Raw genomic sequence first — 17,899 nt, 5'->3', positions numbered from 1 at the left:
CGGACCCAGTACGGGCCGAAGCTCGCTGCGCGGGCCGCGTGGCTGGTGTGCGCGCACCACCTGCCGGTGCGCCGGGCCACGGCCGTGCTAAAGACCCTGCTCGGCGCGGACATGTCGACCGGGTTCGTCGCCTCGGTGCAGGGCCGCGCGGCCCGGCTGCTGGAGGCGGCGTTCCTGCCCCGCGTCAAGGAGTTGATCGCCGCCGCACCGGTGGCGCACGCCGACGAGACGATCGCCCGCGCCGCCGGGAAGAACGTGTACCTGCACGTGGCGTGCACCGAGTACCTGACCGCGATGCACACCGGCGACCGCACCGCCGCCACGATCGACGCGGGCGGGATCTGGCCGGCCTTCGACGGCGTCCTCGTGCGCGACGGCTACGGCGGCTATACCCACCTCGACCGCATCGCGCACGCCTGGTGCGGCGCCCACCTGCTCCGCGATCTTCGCAGCGTGCACGACGGCGACCCGGCCAGCCAGCTGTGGGCCAAGGCCATGGCCGATACCCTCCTGGCCGCCAAGACTGCCGCCGAGCAGGCCCGTGCGAGCGGACTGGACGCGCTGCCCGCGCACCAGCTGGCCCGGATCCGCAACCGCTACCTGGGCGCGCTCGCCCACGGACGCGACCACAACACCGGCCGACGCGGCCCGCTCGCCGACGAAGCGGGCACGCTGATCCGCCGCTTCGGACGCTACGAGGACATGATCCTGCGCTTCGCCACCGACCTCGCGGTGCCCTTCAGCAACAATCTCGCGGAGAGGGATCAACGCCCGGTCAAGGTCCAGCAGCGGACCTCTGGTGGCTGCTGGCGCACCCTGCAAGGACTCGCCGACTTCGCCATCGTCCAGTCCTACCTGTCCACCGTCGGCAAGTGGGGACGCGACAGACTCGACGCACTCGTGGAGCTCTTCGCCACGGATGCGTGGCTCCCCCCTGCCCTGACTCCGATGGCGGTGGCTGCGGCCTGACCCACGCACGGTTCTACCCGCCCTGCTCGATCACGGCGCTGAGTTGTGCGGATCCGACCACACGCGGACCTTCGAGCACGAGCAGTTCGGCTCCGGGCTTCAGGTGCGGGCGTGCCAGCTCGGGGGCGAGGAAGCCGACCAGGTAGCGCCAGCGGCGCTCGTCCAACTGCCCGGTCTTCTGCAGCAGGATGCTCAGCTGGTCTGCTGACGCCGGCCACCCGGGCTGCACTTCGCTGTCATCCCCCTGGACGAACACGGCCGTGGCCATGTAGACCGGCGCGGTCGGAGGACCTGAATGCCGCCCGCCTTCGTCAGGCGTACGCCAACGCACCACGGCCTCGGCCACCGGCTTCTCGACCTTCTCCATCATGGCCACAACTCGATTCCGCTCATCTGCTGGTTGATCTGGGCGAGTTGGCCTCCGTCGGCGTAGTAGCCGGGCCGACTCCATCCAACTTGCCCGCGTGGAAGTGCAGCTGGTCAGCCAACGAGCTGGGTATCCGCGTCGTGACGGTCAGGCCCTCACCACCGTTGAGGAGCTCCCCCCCCACCGGTCGGCGTGCTCGCCCTGGGTCGCGAACCACTCCCCCGCCATCTGGCCCTCTCCGGTCCCGAACTTGCCCATCTTGGCGAGGGAGTCGAACTCGGTGGCATCGACATTCCGGAAGATCTGTACGGTGTCAGCAGCGTCCGTCGAACCCTGCTGAATAGCTACACCTCGTCCGTAGATCGCTCCCCGCAGGTTCAGCACAGGTCGCGAGTGCACCCGGCACCACCGTGGGTGGGAGGCCTGGCGTCGTCACTGTGACGTGGGGGCCTAGTAGAAATGCGTAATGTTCGGTTCCTTCTCCACCAACTGAGTGAGCCCGGCATGCTGTGCCCGCCCGCTACGTGAGGGATCGGCTTGCTCGCGCTCGTCGGCGAACTTTTGCCAGTCAGCTGGCTGCATGAACAACATGTCACTGGTGCCGGGCACAATCAGGACACCGCCAAAGGGAAGATCACCCGCGACCCAAGCACCGCCATCCTCTGCACTCTTGGGCCAGCGACGGACCGTTGACGCGTTGACCGCGCGCATTAGCGGTGCGCCGTGCTGACCGCGAGTGGAAACCTTGACAGTGAACACCGTGCCGAGCAGCAGCCACTGCTCGCTCTTCTTGACCACTCTCGTGTGGTATTCGAGCGGATAGGTGCGCAGCACCCTCTCGCACGCCGCGAGACGTCGACCGCGGCTGGTCCGAATGAGCAGAAACAGCAGGACATAGAACCCGGCAAGGACGGGAAGCGCCGTGAAAAAGGAATCCGGGACCCCCACTACATGCAGAACGAACGGCAACGCAATCCAAGCCAGACCGAGAGCGATGCGCCCTGTAACATGCTTTGCCCACTGTCTCGTGTTGTGCTTGAGCACCTGCTCGACATCGGGTGCTACATTTACGCTCATCATGTGGTTCTCCGTCCTCACCCGAAATCGCTGCGTATCGAGGCGGCCGCACTCCCCGGCTCGGGATCCACGTTGCTCCCCGTTTCGGGGATCGACGGATCGGTGAATGTCACTGTGTGAGCGACGCCGAGCAAGATATCTCTATAGTCGTCTGCGAGCCCAACAGAGGCCGTCACCATCTGGATCATTATGATGTCGGGAATGCCGGTACCCGTCACCGCGACTGTGCCCTGCCAGACCTGACCCTGCGGGGGAGTGTCACTGCCTTCGGGTGGCCTGCCCGGGGCAGTGGTGCTGAGCTTTTTCTCGACAAGAAGGCCCGTACCGCACGGAAGTTCCAGAGGCCGCATGCCCTCGTCGGGACTGCCAGCACCCGCCAGCGCAGCGATCACCAATTTGGCGTTGGCCCCGGACGTCGGGACTATCGAGACGGTAAGCACAGAGAACGCAATCCTACCAGCGTCGTCCGGATGTGAACCGACCAAGCAGGCCTGCACACGATTCGCATTCAGCGAAGTGACAACACCGGCGTAGAACCGCAGGACTTCTTCTGCACGGTCGCGCATCTCATCCGGCAGACTGAGCAACTGCCGGATCAGCGTCTCAATCTGCTCCACCGGAGGGTTAAGATCCAATTGCAAGTAGCCATGTGGAATCAAATACCAGAAGGCCGGCTCCCGCTCGCTCACTGGCTCCGTCTTCAGCTGGGTCACGGGGCGGTGCGCCTTTCAGGGTCGGCGGCAATGTGCGTCATACGAGCTTCAGCTCTCCAGCGAGGCCGAGGAGACTGGCGCCAGCCTTGGTGACCTCCGCAAAGTTATGACTGCTACCTTCCTTAGGGAGCACTCCCTCTTCCTCAAGTGAAGACATGGAATTCGCTGCGAAATTGAGTCCGTTGGCACTGATATTAGCCAGCAGCTTGGCAGAACCGCTCGCACTGTTGGCTGCAGCTTCCCAGGCGTCGTCCACGCCGGCCTTGGCACTCGTCTTGAAGACATGACCGAACTCCCTGCCGAACTCCTGCACCTTTTCGACGTTCTTAACGGCCACGCCCATTTCGTCGGCCATCCGAAGACCGTCGGCGATTTCTCGGCTTGCCGTGGTGAGAGCCTTTGCACCGGGTACCATCCCGAGCGCGTCACCACCAAAGGAGGCATAAGCGGAGAAAGTTTTCATATTCCACCCGAACTTGTCGCCCCATGGAAAGAAGGCTTCTCTGAAATCATCATCGGCGAAATTCTTACCCATGGAAGCCCCGCTAGCGACCAGGGCAACGCCCGCGAACAGTGGTGCCAGCGGAGTAGGGAAGAGGGCGAGCAGACCGGCAATGGCTCCGATGGTGCCGGCGTGTTTCAACAGGAATGCGCCAACTGCTTTAGTGGTGTCCCATATGGCACTGACGGCTTTACTCAGCCACCCCGGTTCTTTCGGTGCCAGCTTGTCCGTAGCATCGTCAAGTGACTTGGCCACCGCTTCGGCGTTGTCCGTGTGAGTGGCCTCCAGCTCCCGAGCTTTCGCAATGACCCCCTCGTACTCCCCATTGGCCTTGTCGCTTCGTTGAGATTGCGCTCAGCTGCCCGCAACCGCTCAGTCGCCGCGTCGGCCTCTTCCTGTGTGGAGAACTGCTGGCCGGCGAGCCCCAGGTTCGGGTGTTTCTCGGCCTGGGCGTGACGTTCTTTGGCCGACGCGATCGCGGACTTCTTCTCGGCTGCCACATCGTCGTATTTCTGCGCCAAATCGCGGTTGGACGTCAGATGCCCGTCCCAATTTCCCAGTTGTGCCGCCGCCTTCTCCAAGGAGCGGGCAGCATTCTTGATGTACTTCGGCAGCTCGCCGTCGATGGCATCCTTGAACGCCTTCGCCGCGTCGCCTTCCCAATAGCTGCTTTCACCGATCAGCTTATCGAGCTGCGTGTGACAGCTGCGCAACGCGGTAGCGGCCGAACTGACCTTCTGCCTCAGGGCATTAACTTCACTGGGGATGCCAGGTACTGGATTCCAGCCGAGGTTGGGGTAGGGGTTCGCTGCCATTACTTCGCACCCCCTCCACCCGACGTGGCCTGCTCTGCCAGGTGCTTGAAGGCCTGCTCCAAGGCTTTCTCGACCTCTTCGTAGCCCTTCTTGTTGGACTTCACCCCCTCGCTGACGCCCTCGATCATCTTCTTGGTCTGTTCGGACCCGTACTTCCAGCGCTCTTGGAAGCCGTCACACGCCTCGTCGAGACGCTGGGTCCCAATCTGCTCGGCACGGACGTGAGCCAGAGCGGCCCGCGCCTCGTTCAGATCCCTGATGCAGCCCTCAAGGGTCTTGAGGAAGTGCCCCAGCTGATCTATATCCGTTTTAAAGTGCTCCCCCATGAAGAAAATGGCTCCTTGAATGACGGATGGGAACGAGGGCGAGTTCGCGGAAGCTACCGATAATCGCGATCCCATGCCCGCGCCTGTATCCAGCGGCCCCTACGCAAATTCCCGGAACTCGGAATCAAACGACCCATCTCTTGAGTCGTTCGCTACTTATCCACCTGCCCCAACGCGGATGTGGCGGATTCTTACTGTCCTTGGTACGGAGGCTGTGGGGCATACGGGTTGGGATGCTGCGGGGGCTGTCCTGGAGACATGGGGTGCCCCTGACTTGGAGCTGCATTGGGGTGCCCCTGATTGGGAGTTGCCAGGTACGACTGCTGGGCATGGGGGTAGAACGGCTGTTGAGCCGGGTAACCCATGTTCTGGGGGTAACTCCCGGTGCCAGGGTTGATCGGGCCGGTACCCGAGTTTCGGCGGTTACGCAGTGCAGCGAAGACGACGATGGCGCCAATTACGGCTCCGATGCCAGCGATTCCAACCACAAGGGCGATGAGGCCCATTGAAAATTATCCCTTCTCGTTCTTGGCATCTACGTCACTGCAGAATGGGAGTCCGACGGAACTCAGCAGGAGGGCCATAGCGTGAATCCACACGCTTGAGCGATTCGGTTCACGTCAGTATCGAGTAAGCCGAGGCACTCACCAAGAGACTGGTCACCACGGCTGCGAAACCGAGGTAGACCCGGCGATATTTCTTCTGGCGCCATGCACGAATCGTGAAGAAGAGCACACCGTAGGTGATGCACATATTGAGAATCGGAATCCAGATGAGATCCAGCTGCGCTCGTGCCCTGTAGACGAAAACCAGGGGGAGCAGAATCGCCGCCGCGATCAGCACCCAGATGTAATAAAGGTAGTCATGATATTGAAAATAGCTGTCCCCGTCTCCTGGTTTCGGTTCCTCCATGGGGGGAAGTTCGGGGACAGTCATGATAGATTCCTCCAGATCAGCTATGATCCGCCGTCTAAACTGCCGGGTTGTTGTAAGCAGAGCCCGGTACGGGGAAGCTCTGTGCATCATGAATGGTCTTAGCCATGGCGCCTCGGGCAATACCACAGATACCATTGACGACTTTGAGGAGCCTGTCGTACATCTGAACTGCCTCCTTGTATTTTTCAATAACCTCGATGGCATCCTTGATCGCCAAGGCATAGAGCGCTACAGCCGCCCACGGTCCCGAGACTGCACCTGCAGCCATCTTGATGGCCCCTGCCAAACCCCTGTCGATGGCGTCCATGATGAACGACTTGATCAGTTCAGCAAAAGAATAGACCGTTCTCGCGATGTCCTCGTACTTCGCCTGAAGCGAACTAAACGTATCCTTCAAGGAGTCGAGTCGACCGCCTAGTTCGTCAAAGTATGCATACGCCGCATCTGCGGCATTCCCCTGCCATGACGAATCCAGTTCGACATTGCCAGCACGTACATTCACGGTTACGCCATCGCTGATTCCCCCAAGGCTTCCCCATACGTCAGCGCATTCTTGGAAGGACTCCCAGTCTCCTGCCATCCACTTTGTGAAGTCGCCAATAGGGTCCCAACCCGTGAACATCTTGATGAATTCCAGAGCGATGGCTGACGGGCTTCCGAAATCGAGAAGTGTGCCGAGAGTCTTCTCAACCGGCAGCCCTTTCAACTCCGACACAAACTCCGCGCCATAGCCGTCAGCACCGCCTGGCGCCTTCAAACGGTCCGTGGCGTCCACCTTGTCGGTGAAACTCGAAGAACCTCCCTTGCCCGCCTCAGCGTCACTTTTACGGTCGGCCTTACTTGCCGGATACTGGCCGTCAAGTTGCCGAGCCTGGTCGGCATCAGTAGTCCGGTAATATTCAGCCGACTTTGCGAGCTCATCCGAGGATGCCTTGATGATGCGTTGAAAACGATTAAGACACGTCTTCGCTTCCTCGACAATCTCGCCGTGTTGGCCAAATACGAACTGCCAAAGGTCACCGGCTTGATCATTGATTTTGGCATGGTTCGTCACGAACTTTACGCCAGCCTGCAAATCTTCATCGGCGCGAGATAGGAGTTTTCCGTATCCCTCGAGGTCGTCAGCCTGCACCGAGAAACCCATAGCCACTCCCCCTTTGCATGTCAGTATCGCGAGCCGTTTAAGTCCCGGTCTAGTAGAGGGACCAGCCCTTCCCGCTATGGCGGGACTTCTCACTATCTCGAGCGTTTTTCACGTCACGCTCCTCAGTTATTTCCTGACGCAGCTCACCGAGGTACCGCTCGCCTTCCGCGGCTTTGGCAGCGCGTTTTTGCTCTGACATCTCGTCCCAAGCCTTCAGAGAGTCGTGGTTGCGTTCACTCACCGCTTCGGCATAGGCCGGAATGCTTGAAGCCTCACGCAGTCCGACGCGGCCGGACAAGACTTCCTGTGACATCTCTTTCAAGACATCCCCCGCGCTGCCGGTCGCCAGCTGCTCCAGCGCCTTCCGCAAGGCGCGCGCTTCCGCGGGGTCCTTTGCAATGTCCAGGAACTCGGACTCATCGACTTTCTTGTCGGGCTCGCCAGTCATTCGTTGTCCCTACAGCCTTCTGTCTCGTTAGGGAGTACCGCACAATTGCCTTGTCTTCGGTGTTCAGAGATTGCAACATCGCTCCGGACTAAGAGAGCTGGTCCGGCTCCGAGTCCGGATAGGAGTACTGCCGGCCCGAACGCAAGAATCCCCCTACGCGGATGGCCTCCGCCCTCTGTTTGCCAGTTGTGACACATCTCGATGGCATTGCCTAGCGCCACAAGGATCACGAGAACCGCGATACTCAAACGCTCTCCGCCGCCCCTTGATAGCCACGTTCCTGCTACTGCCCTTGGTGCGGGGGCTGTTGGGCATACGGGTTGGGCTGCTGCGGCTGCTGTCCCGGAGGCATGGGGTAGCCGCCCTGGTTGGGAGCTGTGTTGGGGTACTGCTGATAGCCCGTCGGGGGCTGGGGCGGGTAGCCCGTGCCAGCAGGAGGGGTTCCGCCGCCGGAGCCGGGGCCGCCGTTACCGCGGTTGCGGCGACTGCGGATCACCGCGAAGAGGACGGCGATGACGACCACTGCGGCTGCGATGCCGGCGATGAGGAGGATGTTGCCCGAGGAGGACTTCTTCTTTTTCTTGACCTGGCTCGTGCTGTCATTGTCGCCGGCCGCAGCACCTGAATTCGTCGACGTGGACGAGGAGGACTGGGCGAGGGGGCCCTGCTTGGGGCCCTTGGGGATGTCCATCGTCAGCGCTGTACCGGGGCGGGCGATTCCGTAACCCAGTTCCTTGTCCGGGGCCTTCTTACCCTCGTGCTGCAGGAAGGATGCCGACTTGACCAGGCGGTTGATGATCTGACCTGCGGTTAGGTCGGGGTATTTGGAGCGGAGGAGCGCGACGATGGCTGAGACGTAGGCCGTAGAACCAGAAGTTCCGTCGGCTACCACGTAACCACTGCGGCTGGTCGGGTCAGCCTGAGGGGTTTCCACCCCCGGTGCTGCGACAGTGACGTTCCCGGTGTTTGACTTAGACCAGAAGTTAAGCGCCTTGTCCACCGCTGAGACAGCCACCACTCCTGGGAGCGCGGCCGGATAGTTGACCGTCCCTGCGTCGTTACCTGTACCTGCTACAACTACAACGTCTTTTGCTTGCGCATATTCAATTGCCTTGGCAGCCTTTGAGCCGGGATAGGCAGATGAATCATTGAGTGACAGGTTGATTACTGACGCACCCTGATCTACCGCGTACCGAACGCCAGCAGCCCAATCGTCTGATTTCAGCGTGTTCGGAGTGGTCCAGGTTCGCACCGGCAGGATTTTAGCCTTGGGCGCCAGGCCCATAACTCCAGATGAATTATCCACCCCGTGGCCATGACCAGCGATGAGGCTGGCCATTCCTGTACCATGCCCGTCCTCATCCTTGTGAGCGTTACCTCCGCCTGTGAAGTCTTTGCCAGGCAGAACCTGTCCGGCAAGATCCGGGTGACTGGCATCTACACCAGAGTCGATTACAGCAACGGTGACTCCCGCCCCTTCGGAGGTTTTCCAAACCTTTTCAGCGTCGTACACCGTTAGTGGCCACTGAGCATCTCTTACTTGATCGGCCCACGCCCCCGGGGCTGAAGTGAGGAGCAAGGCTCCTGTCAATGCCACGACTCCCGTCGTGGACCAGACTCGCTTGAAACCCAATTCCTTGCTCCTCACTCAACCATGGCTGGGGACCAGCCTTCATAGGGGTGCAGCCGACGACTCTCCGTTCGGCCTGCGGTGCTTACTCGATGGTCCGCGGAACGTTGCGGTTGCGGTCTTCTTCCGAGATCCAGGTCTCTTCGTCCTCGACCAAGTAGTCGGGACGGTCGCCCCTGCTGTTCTCTTCCTCGGACCGCCGGCCGTTACGGCCGCCCACACCGCCAGCTCCACCCGCCATGCCGCCGCGCTGGCTTCCGCCGCGGCTTCCGTGCAAGCCTGCACCGCCACCGGCGCCCTTGCCAGTGACCCCCTTGGCTGCGCCGACCACACCGCCACGGGACCTCGCTAGGGCTCCGCGACCGCCGGCGCCAGCACCACCTCGGCCAGCTGCGCCTGCTCCGGCGCCACCCATGCCGCCCATACCGGCTCGGCCTCCGGCACCACGGCCTGCTGCCGCACCGCCACCAGCCAGACCACCGCGACCGCCCGCGGCTCCGATGCCGCCGCGTGCGGCAGCACCGCCCGCGAGGCCCGATGCTCCGCCAGGAGCCATGATGCCTGGGCCCTGAGCGCCGCCGGTACCGATACCGCCACCACCGCCGCTGATGCCTCCGCCCGTACCCGTGACGGATCCAATCCCCGTCATCCCGGGGGAAATGCTGTCAATCCTCGTCTTAGACGTCGGGAGCTGCGAGCCTCCCGTGATGCCCGGGTCACGGGGCACCGTAGGCGCCGGCTTGACGCTCGTTGTCGGCCCGGCGCTCCACGGCTTAGCGGTGCCTGCTCCGGCACCTGGGCCGGTGCCGCCACCAGACGGCATCGAAATAGGAGTCGGCATGGGCGTACCGGGATTTGGCGGCGAGAAGGGGTCCTTCTGGTGATCGTCAATGCCGCCAGCAGGCGGCCTGGCATAGACCTTGTAGTTGACAGCCAACTGCTCCATGATCGCCACCCCCTCCAGCTGCTTTTCCTTGCCCTTCGACAAGGAGTCGGCATTCGCCTGGCGGGCGGCGTCCGTACTCACGCCACTGTTGATGTCTTTCAGCAGTTGCTCATCGCTGCGCCCGTCGTCCGTAAGCTTGTCCCAGGCCCTGTCCCAGCCGGAAGGCTCTTCGACGTCCCGCATTTTGGACATGGAGTTGCGCAGATCGTTCTGGACGGCGTGCATGGCTTCCCCGTAGTGGTTAGCCCACGCAGCTCCGTTCCGGATGTTCTGCATGATCTCGTTGGCCTTCTTGCGGAACGCCTCGGACGCCTCGCCCTCCCAGTGCTCGAGGACGTTTTCAATGGCGCTCTGCATCATGCCGGCGACGCTGTCCTTCGCCGATACCGAGTCCACGCCGCCGCTCTTGCCGTCGCCGTCGCCGCCAGACAGGATGTTGTGGATCGACTTCCAGTGCTGGCTGACCTCATAGATACGGCCGGGGTCTGCGTCCAGGATCATGGATCGGAGCTCAGGGATGCCCATCTTCATGAAGGGCGTGTCGAGCTGGCTGCGGTCCGGCCCCCCCATACCTCCGTTGGGGAGCGATTCGAGCTTCTCGTCGTGCTTGTCCTCGATCCGCCGCTCTCGTGCCTCTTGCTGAGCCTTGATGTACTCAGGGTTCTGGTAGCCGTAGCCATACATTTTCGAACGTCCCCTCCGTCAGTGACCGGTTACTGAACCGCTTAGTTGGCCGCACCCTTGGGAGCCTCGCTCACACCCTGCTGGTTGGCCTGCTCCTGGTTGCTGTACTTGTCCCTGACCTTCGAGGTACTGGTACCGAAATCATCGATGAGCTGATGCAGCCCCTTGATGATGTTCTCAATCCTGGTCTTCTGCTTCTGGTGGGCTGCGTGAAGCTCGTTGGACTCAAGGAACTTCATGCTCCCGAACGCCGTGCTCGGGATGTCCGTCTCATACTTGGCCTTGGTGTTGGCCTTATCCATGTCTGAGAGAAGGCCGTTGAGCTTCCGGATGACCTCATCCAGCGCGCTCAGATCAACCCGCATTCCGTTACTCATACCCCGTTGTCCTCTCCCCTGTTCCTCAAGTTGTCAGCACCCACTCGGTGCTCAAGCCATCGCCCAGCCCGACTACTGCCCAGCAGCCCGTCCACTACGTCCAGCCCGTCCAACTTGCCCAGCACGCCCACCACGCCCACCACGCCGACTACGCCAGTCCCGCACAGCCACCCCACTCCCCGCAACCACAAGCGCCAGAGCCAGCCCCGTGCCCAACACGTAAATGGCGATCCGGCGTTCCCGCTCCGCCTCGCTCTCGCCCATCGTCACCGCCATGGGAACGACCTCGCCGGACCGCACCGTCGCCGGCGGATCCGGCTTCGGAGACGTCCCCGGCGTGGAGTCGTCCGACAACGCAGCGACCGGATCCACGACCCCCCACCCAATGAACCGGTTGGGCCCGCGGCCCGGACGCTGAGCAGTCTCCTCGATGCGGGTGGCGATCTGGGCGGCCTTCCAGGTCGGGTGTTTCTCCTTCAGGAGGGCCGCGACGCCCGCGACGTACGGGGCGGCGAAGCTCGTGCCGTCGGCGGTGCACTGGCCGTTCACGGGGACCGTGGAGACCATGCCGACGCCAGGGGCCGCGACGTCGACGAAGTCGCCGGCCTGTGAGAAGAAGGCGCGTTCGTCGTTGCGGTCGGAGGCCGCCACCGCCAGGACGCCCGGGTACGAGGCGGGGTAGGTGTCAGCGGACTTGCCGTCGGCTCCGTCGTTGCCGGCGGCCGCCACGATCAGGGCGCCTGCGTCCACCGCATTGGCCACGGCCCGCCGCAGTCCCTCGTTGTCTTCCTTGTCCGCGGTGTCCGAGGAGATGTTGATGATCTTCGCGCCCGCAGCGACTGCGGCGCTGATCGCCTGGGACATCGTCCCCGAGTCGCCCTGCTTCTCCCCCTCTCCGCCCGAGTAGCGGAGGGAGAGGATCTTGGCGTCCGGTGCGATACCCACGAAGCCCGTGCCCTTGAGCGGGCGGGCGGCGATGATGCCCGCGACCCGGGTGCCGTGGCCTTCGATGTCCTCGGTGCCGGAGCCGCCGACGTAGGACTTGCTGCCTGGGGCCATGGCACCGCGGAGTTGGCGGTTGGAGTCGTCGACGCCCGTGTCGATCACCGCGACCGTGACGTTCTTGCCCGTCGCCTGTTCCCACAGCTGGTCCAGGAGGATCCGCTGGAGTGACCACGGCGTGGACTTGATGACGTCGCCGCCGAAGACGCATTCCGTGCTGGCCGAAAGGCCGAAGTTCGAGCTGCCGGGGCTGCCGGAGCCACGGGCGCCCGAGTCGGCGAGGCGGGTGGCCGCCGCCGGGTCAGCGAATGCCGGTGGTGCCGACGCAAAGCAGATCCCGGTCGCCGCAAGCACGCCAAAAACCCGCCGTAGTGCGCGGGTTCCACTGTTGCGGCTACGCGAACGGGCTGTCTGGCCCTCCACGTTCAGGCCCCCCATGTTCAGGCCCCCAGGGCTTCCTTGCTTCCTTCGAAGCTGGGTCATGTATGTGTGACGGATGTAGCGAAGCGTGTGAAGACTTGCTGGATTTGCTGTGTGCGGTCTCGCAGAAGCCGTGTACGACCCCGAAGCAGAGGTCGGCCCAGCGGACGCCGTCGCGTCTGCTGGGCCGATTCTCTTCATCTCATGCCCCTCGGGTCACCCACAGCCCCAGGTGTTGGCGTTGCTCTTCTCCGTGGCCTGGTAGTTGTCAGCCGCGCTCTGCAGCGCCGTGGAGATCTTCAGCAGGGTCGCGTGCAGGTCGGCAGCGGTCTTGTCCCACTCGCGCTGCTTGCGCTGGTAGCCCTCCTGCGCCTCGCCTTCCCAGGTCGCGGCGACGCGCTTGACCGCGGCCTCGAGGTCGTCGAGCTGCTGCTTGATACGGCCGGCGGTCGTGCGCACGTCCGAGGACGCGTTGGTGATGGTTGCGTAATTGACGAGAATCGACATCGTCGTTCCCTTTCAGGAAGAATCGAAGGAAGTCGGTGGAAATCTGGAAGAACCGAAGAACTGCAGACCGGAACGGCTGGATCAGCCGAAGTCGGACATGATCTTGCTGATCTCGGAGTTCTGCTGCTCTTCCGACGCGGAGTAGTTGCTCCGCGTGGAGTCCACGGCTTCCTTGATGTCGTTGAGGATGTCGCTCATCTTCTTCGCGTCCGCGTTCCAGCGCTCCTGCAGTTGGTGGTAGGACTTGGCCGCCTGGCCCTGCCAGCCGCCGGCGATCTGCTCGATCACTCCGTTGAGGCGGCGGATCTCGCCCTGCAGCTGACCGTTCGCGGTGTTGATGTCACCGGAGAGCTTGGTGAGTTCGTCCTCTGTTACCCGGAACTGGCCGGCCATGATGAATCTTCCCCCATGTCGTCGTTGATCCAGGAACCTTGTACCGGTTCCCGGAGAAGCTTCGCACGCCTGGGCGCTGCAAACACTCTATCGTCAGCCCGTCACTCATCCACAGACAAGGCCAATCAGTTACAGGGCTCACACACTTGAGCGATCATCTTGTGATCCAGGCGCCGCCTGCTGTCAAGTGCGCCTGGCCTACGGCTCGTTGGCCGGTCACTGGCTCTGCGGCTGCGCCGCCCTGCCGGTGTCCAGAGTGGGCCCCTTCGGGATGAATGTCGCCCAAGTCTGCGGCACGATCGCGGCGTTGGAGACATCCTCGTAACCCAGCCGCGTGCGCGCCTTGTCCGTCTCGCTCGCACCCTGTGATCCTTCCGCCCCGTCCGACGGGGACGAACCACTGCCGCTTCCCTCCGCCGCACTGTCGTTGCTCGACGGCAGCGAGTACCGCAGGCCCGTGTCCGTCAGCAGGTACATCGCGCCGCCGCCCCCCGCCGCACCGGTGACCTCCTGGAAGAGGAGCCCCGAGCCGGACGAGACGTAGGCGTTCAGCGAGTCGGCGATGACCTTCTTGGGGTACGTCGTTCCCGCCCAGGCGGCGAGCTGTGGCTTGTTGTCCCCGCCGATGGTGCCGTTGTAGACGCTGCACGAGGTGGTACGGGCCTCGCCGGTCGCCGTGGCCGCGGGGTTGGCCTGCCGCGGAACGGTCTGGGGCCAGCCCTTGTCCGCGTAGAAGGTGTCCGGCTGGCCACCGTTGGCTTCGATGATGGTCCCGGCGGGGAGCTTGACGGCGTCGGTCCCGGACGCCGCGGCGGAGGGCGATGCCTCGATCAGGGCGGCGACGAAGGGCGAGACGAGGGCGACCTTGTCCTCGAGGACGACGTAGTACTGCTTGCCCTGCGCGTCGTCCGCCTGGAGCACTTGACCCACCGTGCTCGCGTTGGCGGGGAGCCCCTGGACCGAGGTCGGCTCGCCGGCGGACGGGATCGTCGGGAAGGTGATGGCCCCGCCTTCGTTGAGGGTGCGCAGCCACTCCTGGCTCACCGGCTGCGGCTTGGCCGTACTGCCGATGACGGCTGCGCGCAGCTGCGCCATGGCGGTGGTGTCGAGGCCCGTCTCGCCACCCAGCAGGAAGCGGTTGCCCTTGCCGTCGACCAGGAACTCCTGTGAGGTCTTGTTGTCGACGACATACAGGGCCCTGCTGGGGTCGACCTTCCCCGCGTTGTCGAGCGACTTGGCGTCGTCGGCGTCCAGGACGAAGACGGCACGGTCGATGGCGCCGTCCGATCCCGGGGCCGGGCGCTCGCACACCGCCCAGGTCTTCGCCTTCTCCGCGTCGGCCTTGGAGGGCAGCCGGTCGGGAGCGTACGGGATGCCGAGGGTCGCGCCGTGCGGGATGCCGCTCTTGTCGATCTCCTTGCCGGGGACCTCGATGACGCTGCCCTTGCCCTTGTCGAGGAGGAGCTTGGCCGAGGCGTAGTTGAGGACGGGGTGCAGCGTCGGGGTCTTCTTGCCGTTCGACGTCTCGTCGTTGAGGACGACGTAGCGCGTCGTGGAGTCGCTGTCGACGATGATGTACGCGCCGGGGGTGTCCCAGCCCTTGGGCGCCGCCGGCTTGATCACACCCCAGGCGATGAAGCCCACCACCAGTACGACGCCGACCGCCAGGCTGGGCATCACCGTACGGATCGGGCGCGGCGCGCCTTCCTCCGAGCCGCCCGGCGACGGCGCCAGGAACGCCGCGACGGTGCGCTTGCGAGCGAACGTGTAGGCGGCGAGCTCATCCCGACGCTGCTTTGCCATGGTCCCCGTGTCTCCTGTTTCGTACTGCTCGATCGTGTTCGTGCTGCTCGATCGTGTTCGTGCTGCTCGATCGTGTTCGTGCTGCTCGATCGTGTTCGTGCTGCTCGATCGCGCACGTGATCGCGCGCCCCTGGCCGCCCGCACCCACGCTCGAAGGCTCAACCCTGCTCAGTGGGCCGCGGCTCCATCGTGCTCGAATCAGGGTGCCCGAAAGGGCACTTCGGCAGCGCAGGCACCTACTATGCCTTGCGTCGCGGGAGGACGATCCATCAGGTGTGCGGCCGACCCCGCATCTTCACAGAGCTTCACCACAGCGCTCCACCATGCGGGGCCGGTCCGTGACAGGCTGACCACCTGGGGTTTCGGTGTCCCCTGTGTCGCCTCGCGTTCCGCAGCGGGTACCGTGAGCCACTCGCATGAATGATGTGGGCCATCGGTGCCCCTGGCCCGTCGCCGGGATGTCGGACAGTGGATCCCGCCCGTCGAACGGCCACTACTTCGCGAAAGGGATGTCCCGGGGGATGACCAGCGCTACGAGCACTCGGCGCGGACGCCGCGCACAGCAGCAACAAGGAGGCCCGAGCGGCAGACGCGCGTCGGCCGCTCCGGCCGCCCCCGTCGCGTCGCCGCGCACGCTGCCCCGCCCCGGTGGTCTGGGCCCGGTGCGGCTGCAGCAGCTCATCCTGGTGGAGTTCGCGGCGGCGGTCATGCTGGTCGCCTGGGCCGCCGACGTGTCCTGGCTGCTGGCCCCGGCCGGCGCCGTGGCGGCACTGCTGCTGCTCCTGGCGGTCCTGCGCCGGGGCCGTCGTCCGCTGCCCGAGTGGTACGAGACGTCGCGCGCGCTGAGGAGCCGTCGACGCGAGGCCAAGCAGCCCGTCCCGCCCGGGACGGACCCGATGCTGGCCCCGGCCGTGGAGTGCGACCCCGCCCTGCGGACGTACGGCTTCGTGTCCCGTGACAATCGTTCGATCGGCATGATCGGCGACGGAACCTTCCTGACCGTCGTGCTCTTCGCGCAGCCGGGAGACCAGCCGCTGCGTCCGGAGTCCGCCGGGCGGCAGCTGCCGCTTCAGCTGATCCAGGACGCCCTGGAGGTCGACGGGATCCGTCTCGCCTCCGCACAGGTCGTGCAGCACACCCAGCCGGCGCCCGCACCGCATCTGCCCCCGCAGTCGCTCGCCGCGCGGTCGTACGGCCCCCTCCAGGCGCAGGCCGGTTCTCCCGCGCTCCGGCTCACCTGGGTCGCCCTCAAGCTGGACCCGGAGCTGTGCCCGGAGGCGGTCAAGGCTCGCGGAGACGACGTTCCCGGGACGCAGCGCGCACTGCTGCGGGTGGCGGACCAGCTGGCGAGCCGACTGGCCGGGGCCGGCTTCAAGGCGACCATCCTGGACGAGAACGAGCTGGTGCAGGCGCTCGCGACGTCCAGCTGCCTGAATCCACGAGTCAACGCTCAGCACTCCCAGGACGGGCGAGCGCCCCAGCGGCGTACGGTCGAGTCGGTGCGGACCTGGCGGGTCGACGACCGGTGGCACACGACGTACTGGGTCTCCCGCTGGCCGCAGTTGGGGAGCGGCGGTGTGGCGCTTCCCGAACTGGTCACGCGGTTCACCTCGCTGCCGGTGCTCGCCACTACGTTCAGCATGACCCTGAGCAGGGCCGGCAACCGGGGTGTCTCCCTCACCGGGCACGTCCGCGTCACCGCGCGTGGCGACAGTGAACTCGGCCAGGTGGGACGTGAGTTGGAACGGGCCGCGAGCGCCGCGAAGGTCGGTCTCGTCCGTCTGGACCGGGAGCAGGTCCCGGGAGCGCTCGCCACTCTGCCGCTCGGAGGTACGTACTGATGTCCCACCCCGCCTCGACCATGCCCTCGGGACAGCAGGGCGGCCGGGCCGCCTCGGGACGCGCCCCCGCGCACGTGGCCTCGCCCACCGACACCGGCATGATCCCCATCATCCGGCAGCCGGAGGCGCCGCAGCAGCAACGCCGCATCTTCAGCCCGGGTTTCGGGCTGCGTGGGCCGCGCCGGAACCGCCATGTCGTCACCGCCGACGAGCTCGCGGCGATCAGCATGCCGATCGGTGACGACGGTGTGCTGATCGGCACCGACCCGGAATCGCAGCCGGCCGTGCTCGGACTGTCCCGTCCGACCGCCTTCGACGTCGTGCTCGTGGGTGGTCTGTGGCTCGCCCAGGTGCTGGCGCTGCGGGCCGCAGCGACGGGTGCGCGCGTGGGCGTCGAGACCGGCCGGCCCCAGGCCTGGCAGCAGTTGGCCCAGGCGGCCGGCGGCGGTCAGCAGTGCGTGACGGTCTATCCGGTGGGGCGGGTGCCCGCGCAAGGACCCTCCGTCTCGAGTCCGGTGGTGTTGTTCCGCGACTGCGGCATCCGCCCGCCGCGCGGTCGGGTGACGTCCGTGCCGTGGCAGGCCGTGGTGACGGTGCTGCCCTTCGTCAGCGAGCATGCGCCGCGCTGGCTGGCCCAGGCCCATCTGGTCGGGATCCAGCGCGTCTCGCCGTACGAGACCGAGGCCGTACGGGACACCCTGGGTGTCCCGGACGAGCATCTCCAGCATCTGCCGACCCTCCACGACGGCGTTGCCCTGTGGTGCACCCGCAAGCATCACAAGTTCGTCATGACCAAACCCACCGACGCGGAGACGGGCCTGCTCGGCGCGGCTCGCCGAATGGACTGACGCGTCGTCGTCTCCGGGAGCGGGGCGGCAGCAAGCCGCGCCGCGACCACGGGGCTGTTCCGTCCTCGCCCATGGGGGCTTTTCCGTCCCGCCATACGAGTGATTAGGCTTCTGGTGGTGCGGTGACGATCGCAGTCGCGTGGGACTCGCC

Annotated in this window: 19 protein-coding genes; 3 read left to right on the top strand and 16 right to left on the bottom strand. The window is 64.7% G+C overall.

What is annotated here, in order from left to right:
* A partial coding sequence (tnpC, locus tag H8R17_RS01285) for an IS66 family transposase (protein ID WP_187821203.1) occupies positions 1 to 969 on the top strand: 969 nt, incomplete at its 5' end.
* Positions 970 to 982: 13 nt separating this feature from the next.
* On the opposite strand, the gene H8R17_RS01280 is transcribed toward tnpC, so the two are convergent.
* The 16 genes from H8R17_RS01280 to eccB all read right to left on the bottom strand — a co-directional run bounded on the left by H8R17_RS01280 (position 983) and on the right by eccB (position 15,059).
* Positions 983 to 1,339 (bottom strand): hypothetical protein, encoded by a 357-nt coding sequence (locus tag H8R17_RS01280; protein ID WP_187821202.1) that lies wholly within the window; start codon positions 1,337 to 1,339, stop codon positions 983 to 985.
* 447 nt (positions 1,340 to 1,786) lie between these two features.
* Positions 1,787 to 2,416 (bottom strand): hypothetical protein, encoded by a 630-nt coding sequence (locus H8R17_RS01275; protein WP_187821201.1) that lies wholly within the window; start codon positions 2,414 to 2,416, stop codon positions 1,787 to 1,789.
* Between the two features lie 14 nt (positions 2,417 to 2,430).
* Positions 2,431 to 3,126 (bottom strand): hypothetical protein, encoded by a 696-nt coding sequence (locus H8R17_RS01270; RefSeq protein ID WP_187821200.1) that lies wholly within the window; start codon positions 3,124 to 3,126, stop codon positions 2,431 to 2,433.
* 37 nt (positions 3,127 to 3,163) lie between these two features.
* On the bottom strand, positions 3,164 to 3,883 hold the full coding sequence (locus tag H8R17_RS46170) for a hypothetical protein (protein WP_262504903.1): 720 nt from the start codon (positions 3,881 to 3,883) through the stop codon (positions 3,164 to 3,166).
* Positions 3,823 to 4,443: a WXG100 family type VII secretion target gene (locus H8R17_RS46165; protein ID WP_262504902.1), complete on the bottom strand. Its 621-nt coding sequence runs from the start codon at positions 4,441 to 4,443 to the stop codon at positions 3,823 to 3,825. Before H8R17_RS46165 ends, H8R17_RS46170 begins: the two co-directional genes overlap by 61 nt.
* Positions 4,443 to 4,769: a hypothetical protein gene (locus H8R17_RS01260; RefSeq protein WP_187821199.1), complete on the bottom strand. Its 327-nt coding sequence runs from the start codon at positions 4,767 to 4,769 to the stop codon at positions 4,443 to 4,445. Before H8R17_RS01260 ends, H8R17_RS46165 begins: the two co-directional genes overlap by 1 nt.
* A 615-nt stretch (positions 4,770 to 5,384) precedes the next feature.
* The gene (locus H8R17_RS01255; RefSeq protein ID WP_187821198.1) at positions 5,385 to 5,705 is read right to left on the bottom strand and encodes a hypothetical protein; all 321 of its coding nucleotides are present in this window, start codon (positions 5,703 to 5,705) and stop codon (positions 5,385 to 5,387) included.
* A gap of 34 nt (positions 5,706 to 5,739) precedes the next feature.
* Positions 5,740 to 6,849 carry a hypothetical protein gene (locus H8R17_RS01250; RefSeq protein ID WP_187821197.1) on the bottom strand — a complete coding sequence of 370 codons (1,110 nt, stop codon included), beginning with the start codon at positions 6,847 to 6,849 and terminating at the stop codon, positions 5,740 to 5,742.
* A gap of 49 nt (positions 6,850 to 6,898) precedes the next feature.
* Positions 6,899 to 7,297 carry a hypothetical protein gene (locus H8R17_RS01245; RefSeq protein ID WP_187821196.1) on the bottom strand — a complete coding sequence of 133 codons (399 nt, stop codon included), beginning with the start codon at positions 7,295 to 7,297 and terminating at the stop codon, positions 6,899 to 6,901.
* Between the two features lie 283 nt (positions 7,298 to 7,580).
* Positions 7,581 to 8,810 (bottom strand): type VII secretion-associated serine protease mycosin, encoded by a 1,230-nt coding sequence (gene mycP, locus H8R17_RS01240; protein WP_399476095.1) that lies wholly within the window; start codon positions 8,808 to 8,810, stop codon positions 7,581 to 7,583.
* Positions 8,811 to 9,012: 202 nt separating this feature from the next.
* Positions 9,013 to 10,557 (bottom strand): WXG100 family type VII secretion target, encoded by a 1,545-nt coding sequence (locus H8R17_RS01235; RefSeq protein ID WP_187821194.1) that lies wholly within the window; start codon positions 10,555 to 10,557, stop codon positions 9,013 to 9,015.
* A gap of 41 nt (positions 10,558 to 10,598) precedes the next feature.
* Positions 10,599 to 10,934, bottom strand: coding sequence for a hypothetical protein (locus tag H8R17_RS01230; protein WP_187821193.1), 336 nt, complete (start codon positions 10,932 to 10,934; stop codon positions 10,599 to 10,601).
* Between the two features lie 72 nt (positions 10,935 to 11,006).
* Positions 11,007 to 12,290, bottom strand: a complete 1,284-nt coding sequence (mycP, locus tag H8R17_RS01225) for a type VII secretion-associated serine protease mycosin (protein WP_316959269.1) — start codon at positions 12,288 to 12,290, stop codon at positions 11,007 to 11,009.
* A 282-nt stretch (positions 12,291 to 12,572) separates the two neighbouring features.
* Entirely contained in the window at positions 12,573 to 12,863 is a 291-nt protein-coding gene (locus H8R17_RS01220) for a WXG100 family type VII secretion target (protein ID WP_187821191.1), read from the bottom strand.
* A gap of 81 nt (positions 12,864 to 12,944) precedes the next feature.
* The gene (locus tag H8R17_RS01215) at positions 12,945 to 13,256 is read right to left on the bottom strand and encodes a WXG100 family type VII secretion target (RefSeq protein ID WP_187821190.1); all 312 of its coding nucleotides are present in this window, start codon (positions 13,254 to 13,256) and stop codon (positions 12,945 to 12,947) included.
* A 216-nt stretch (positions 13,257 to 13,472) separates the two neighbouring features.
* Positions 13,473 to 15,059 carry a type VII secretion protein EccB gene (gene eccB, locus H8R17_RS01210; protein WP_187821189.1) on the bottom strand — a complete coding sequence of 529 codons (1,587 nt, stop codon included), beginning with the start codon at positions 15,057 to 15,059 and terminating at the stop codon, positions 13,473 to 13,475.
* Between the two features lie 521 nt (positions 15,060 to 15,580).
* Between eccB and eccE the strand changes: the two genes are divergently transcribed.
* Positions 15,581 to 16,900, top strand: coding sequence for a type VII secretion protein EccE (gene eccE / locus H8R17_RS01205; protein ID WP_187821188.1), 1,320 nt, complete (start codon positions 15,581 to 15,583; stop codon positions 16,898 to 16,900).
* The gene (locus H8R17_RS01200) at positions 16,900 to 17,748 is read left to right on the top strand and encodes a hypothetical protein (RefSeq protein WP_187821187.1); all 849 of its coding nucleotides are present in this window, start codon (positions 16,900 to 16,902) and stop codon (positions 17,746 to 17,748) included. The genes eccE and H8R17_RS01200 overlap by 1 nt, the downstream gene beginning before the upstream one ends.
* Positions 17,749 to 17,899 lie beyond the last annotated feature (151 nt).

The sequence above is a fragment of the Streptomyces sp. TRM68367 genome (assembly GCF_014495685.1).
Taxonomy (GTDB): Bacteria; Actinomycetota; Actinomycetes; order Streptomycetales; family Streptomycetaceae; genus Streptomyces.
This window is presented reverse-complemented; position numbering and strand designations above follow the sequence as displayed.

Excerpts from the sequence above, each read along its gene's own strand:
- H8R17_RS01280 (WP_187821202.1), bottom strand. The coding sequence starts at position 1,339 with ATGATGGAGAAGGTCGAGAAGCCGGTGGCCGAGGCCGTGGTGCGTTGG.
- H8R17_RS01275 (WP_187821201.1), bottom strand. The coding sequence starts at position 2,416 with ATGATGAGCGTAAATGTAGCACCCGATGTCGAGCAGGTGCTCAAGCAC.
- H8R17_RS46165 (WP_262504902.1), bottom strand. The coding sequence starts at position 4,443 with ATGGCAGCGAACCCCTACCCCAACCTCGGCTGGAATCCAGTACCTGGC.
- H8R17_RS01260 (WP_187821199.1), bottom strand. The coding sequence starts at position 4,769 with ATGGGGGAGCACTTTAAAACGGATATAGATCAGCTGGGGCACTTCCTC.
- H8R17_RS01255 (WP_187821198.1), bottom strand. The coding sequence starts at position 5,705 with ATGACTGTCCCCGAACTTCCCCCCATGGAGGAACCGAAACCAGGAGAC.
- H8R17_RS01250 (WP_187821197.1), bottom strand. The coding sequence starts at position 6,849 with ATGGGTTTCTCGGTGCAGGCTGACGACCTCGAGGGATACGGAAAACTC.
- H8R17_RS01245 (WP_187821196.1), bottom strand. The coding sequence starts at position 7,297 with ATGACTGGCGAGCCCGACAAGAAAGTCGATGAGTCCGAGTTCCTGGAC.
- H8R17_RS01235 (WP_187821194.1), bottom strand. The coding sequence starts at position 10,557 with ATGTATGGCTACGGCTACCAGAACCCTGAGTACATCAAGGCTCAGCAA.
- H8R17_RS01230 (WP_187821193.1), bottom strand. The coding sequence starts at position 10,934 with ATGAGTAACGGAATGCGGGTTGATCTGAGCGCGCTGGATGAGGTCATC.
- H8R17_RS01220 (WP_187821191.1), bottom strand. The coding sequence starts at position 12,863 with ATGTCGATTCTCGTCAATTACGCAACCATCACCAACGCGTCCTCGGAC.
- H8R17_RS01215 (WP_187821190.1), bottom strand. The coding sequence starts at position 13,256 with ATGGCCGGCCAGTTCCGGGTAACAGAGGACGAACTCACCAAGCTCTCC.
- eccB (WP_187821189.1), bottom strand. The coding sequence starts at position 15,059 with ATGGCAAAGCAGCGTCGGGATGAGCTCGCCGCCTACACGTTCGCTCGC.
- eccE (WP_187821188.1), top strand. The coding sequence starts at position 15,581 with ATGACCAGCGCTACGAGCACTCGGCGCGGACGCCGCGCACAGCAGCAA.
- H8R17_RS01200 (WP_187821187.1), top strand. The coding sequence starts at position 16,900 with ATGTCCCACCCCGCCTCGACCATGCCCTCGGGACAGCAGGGCGGCCGG.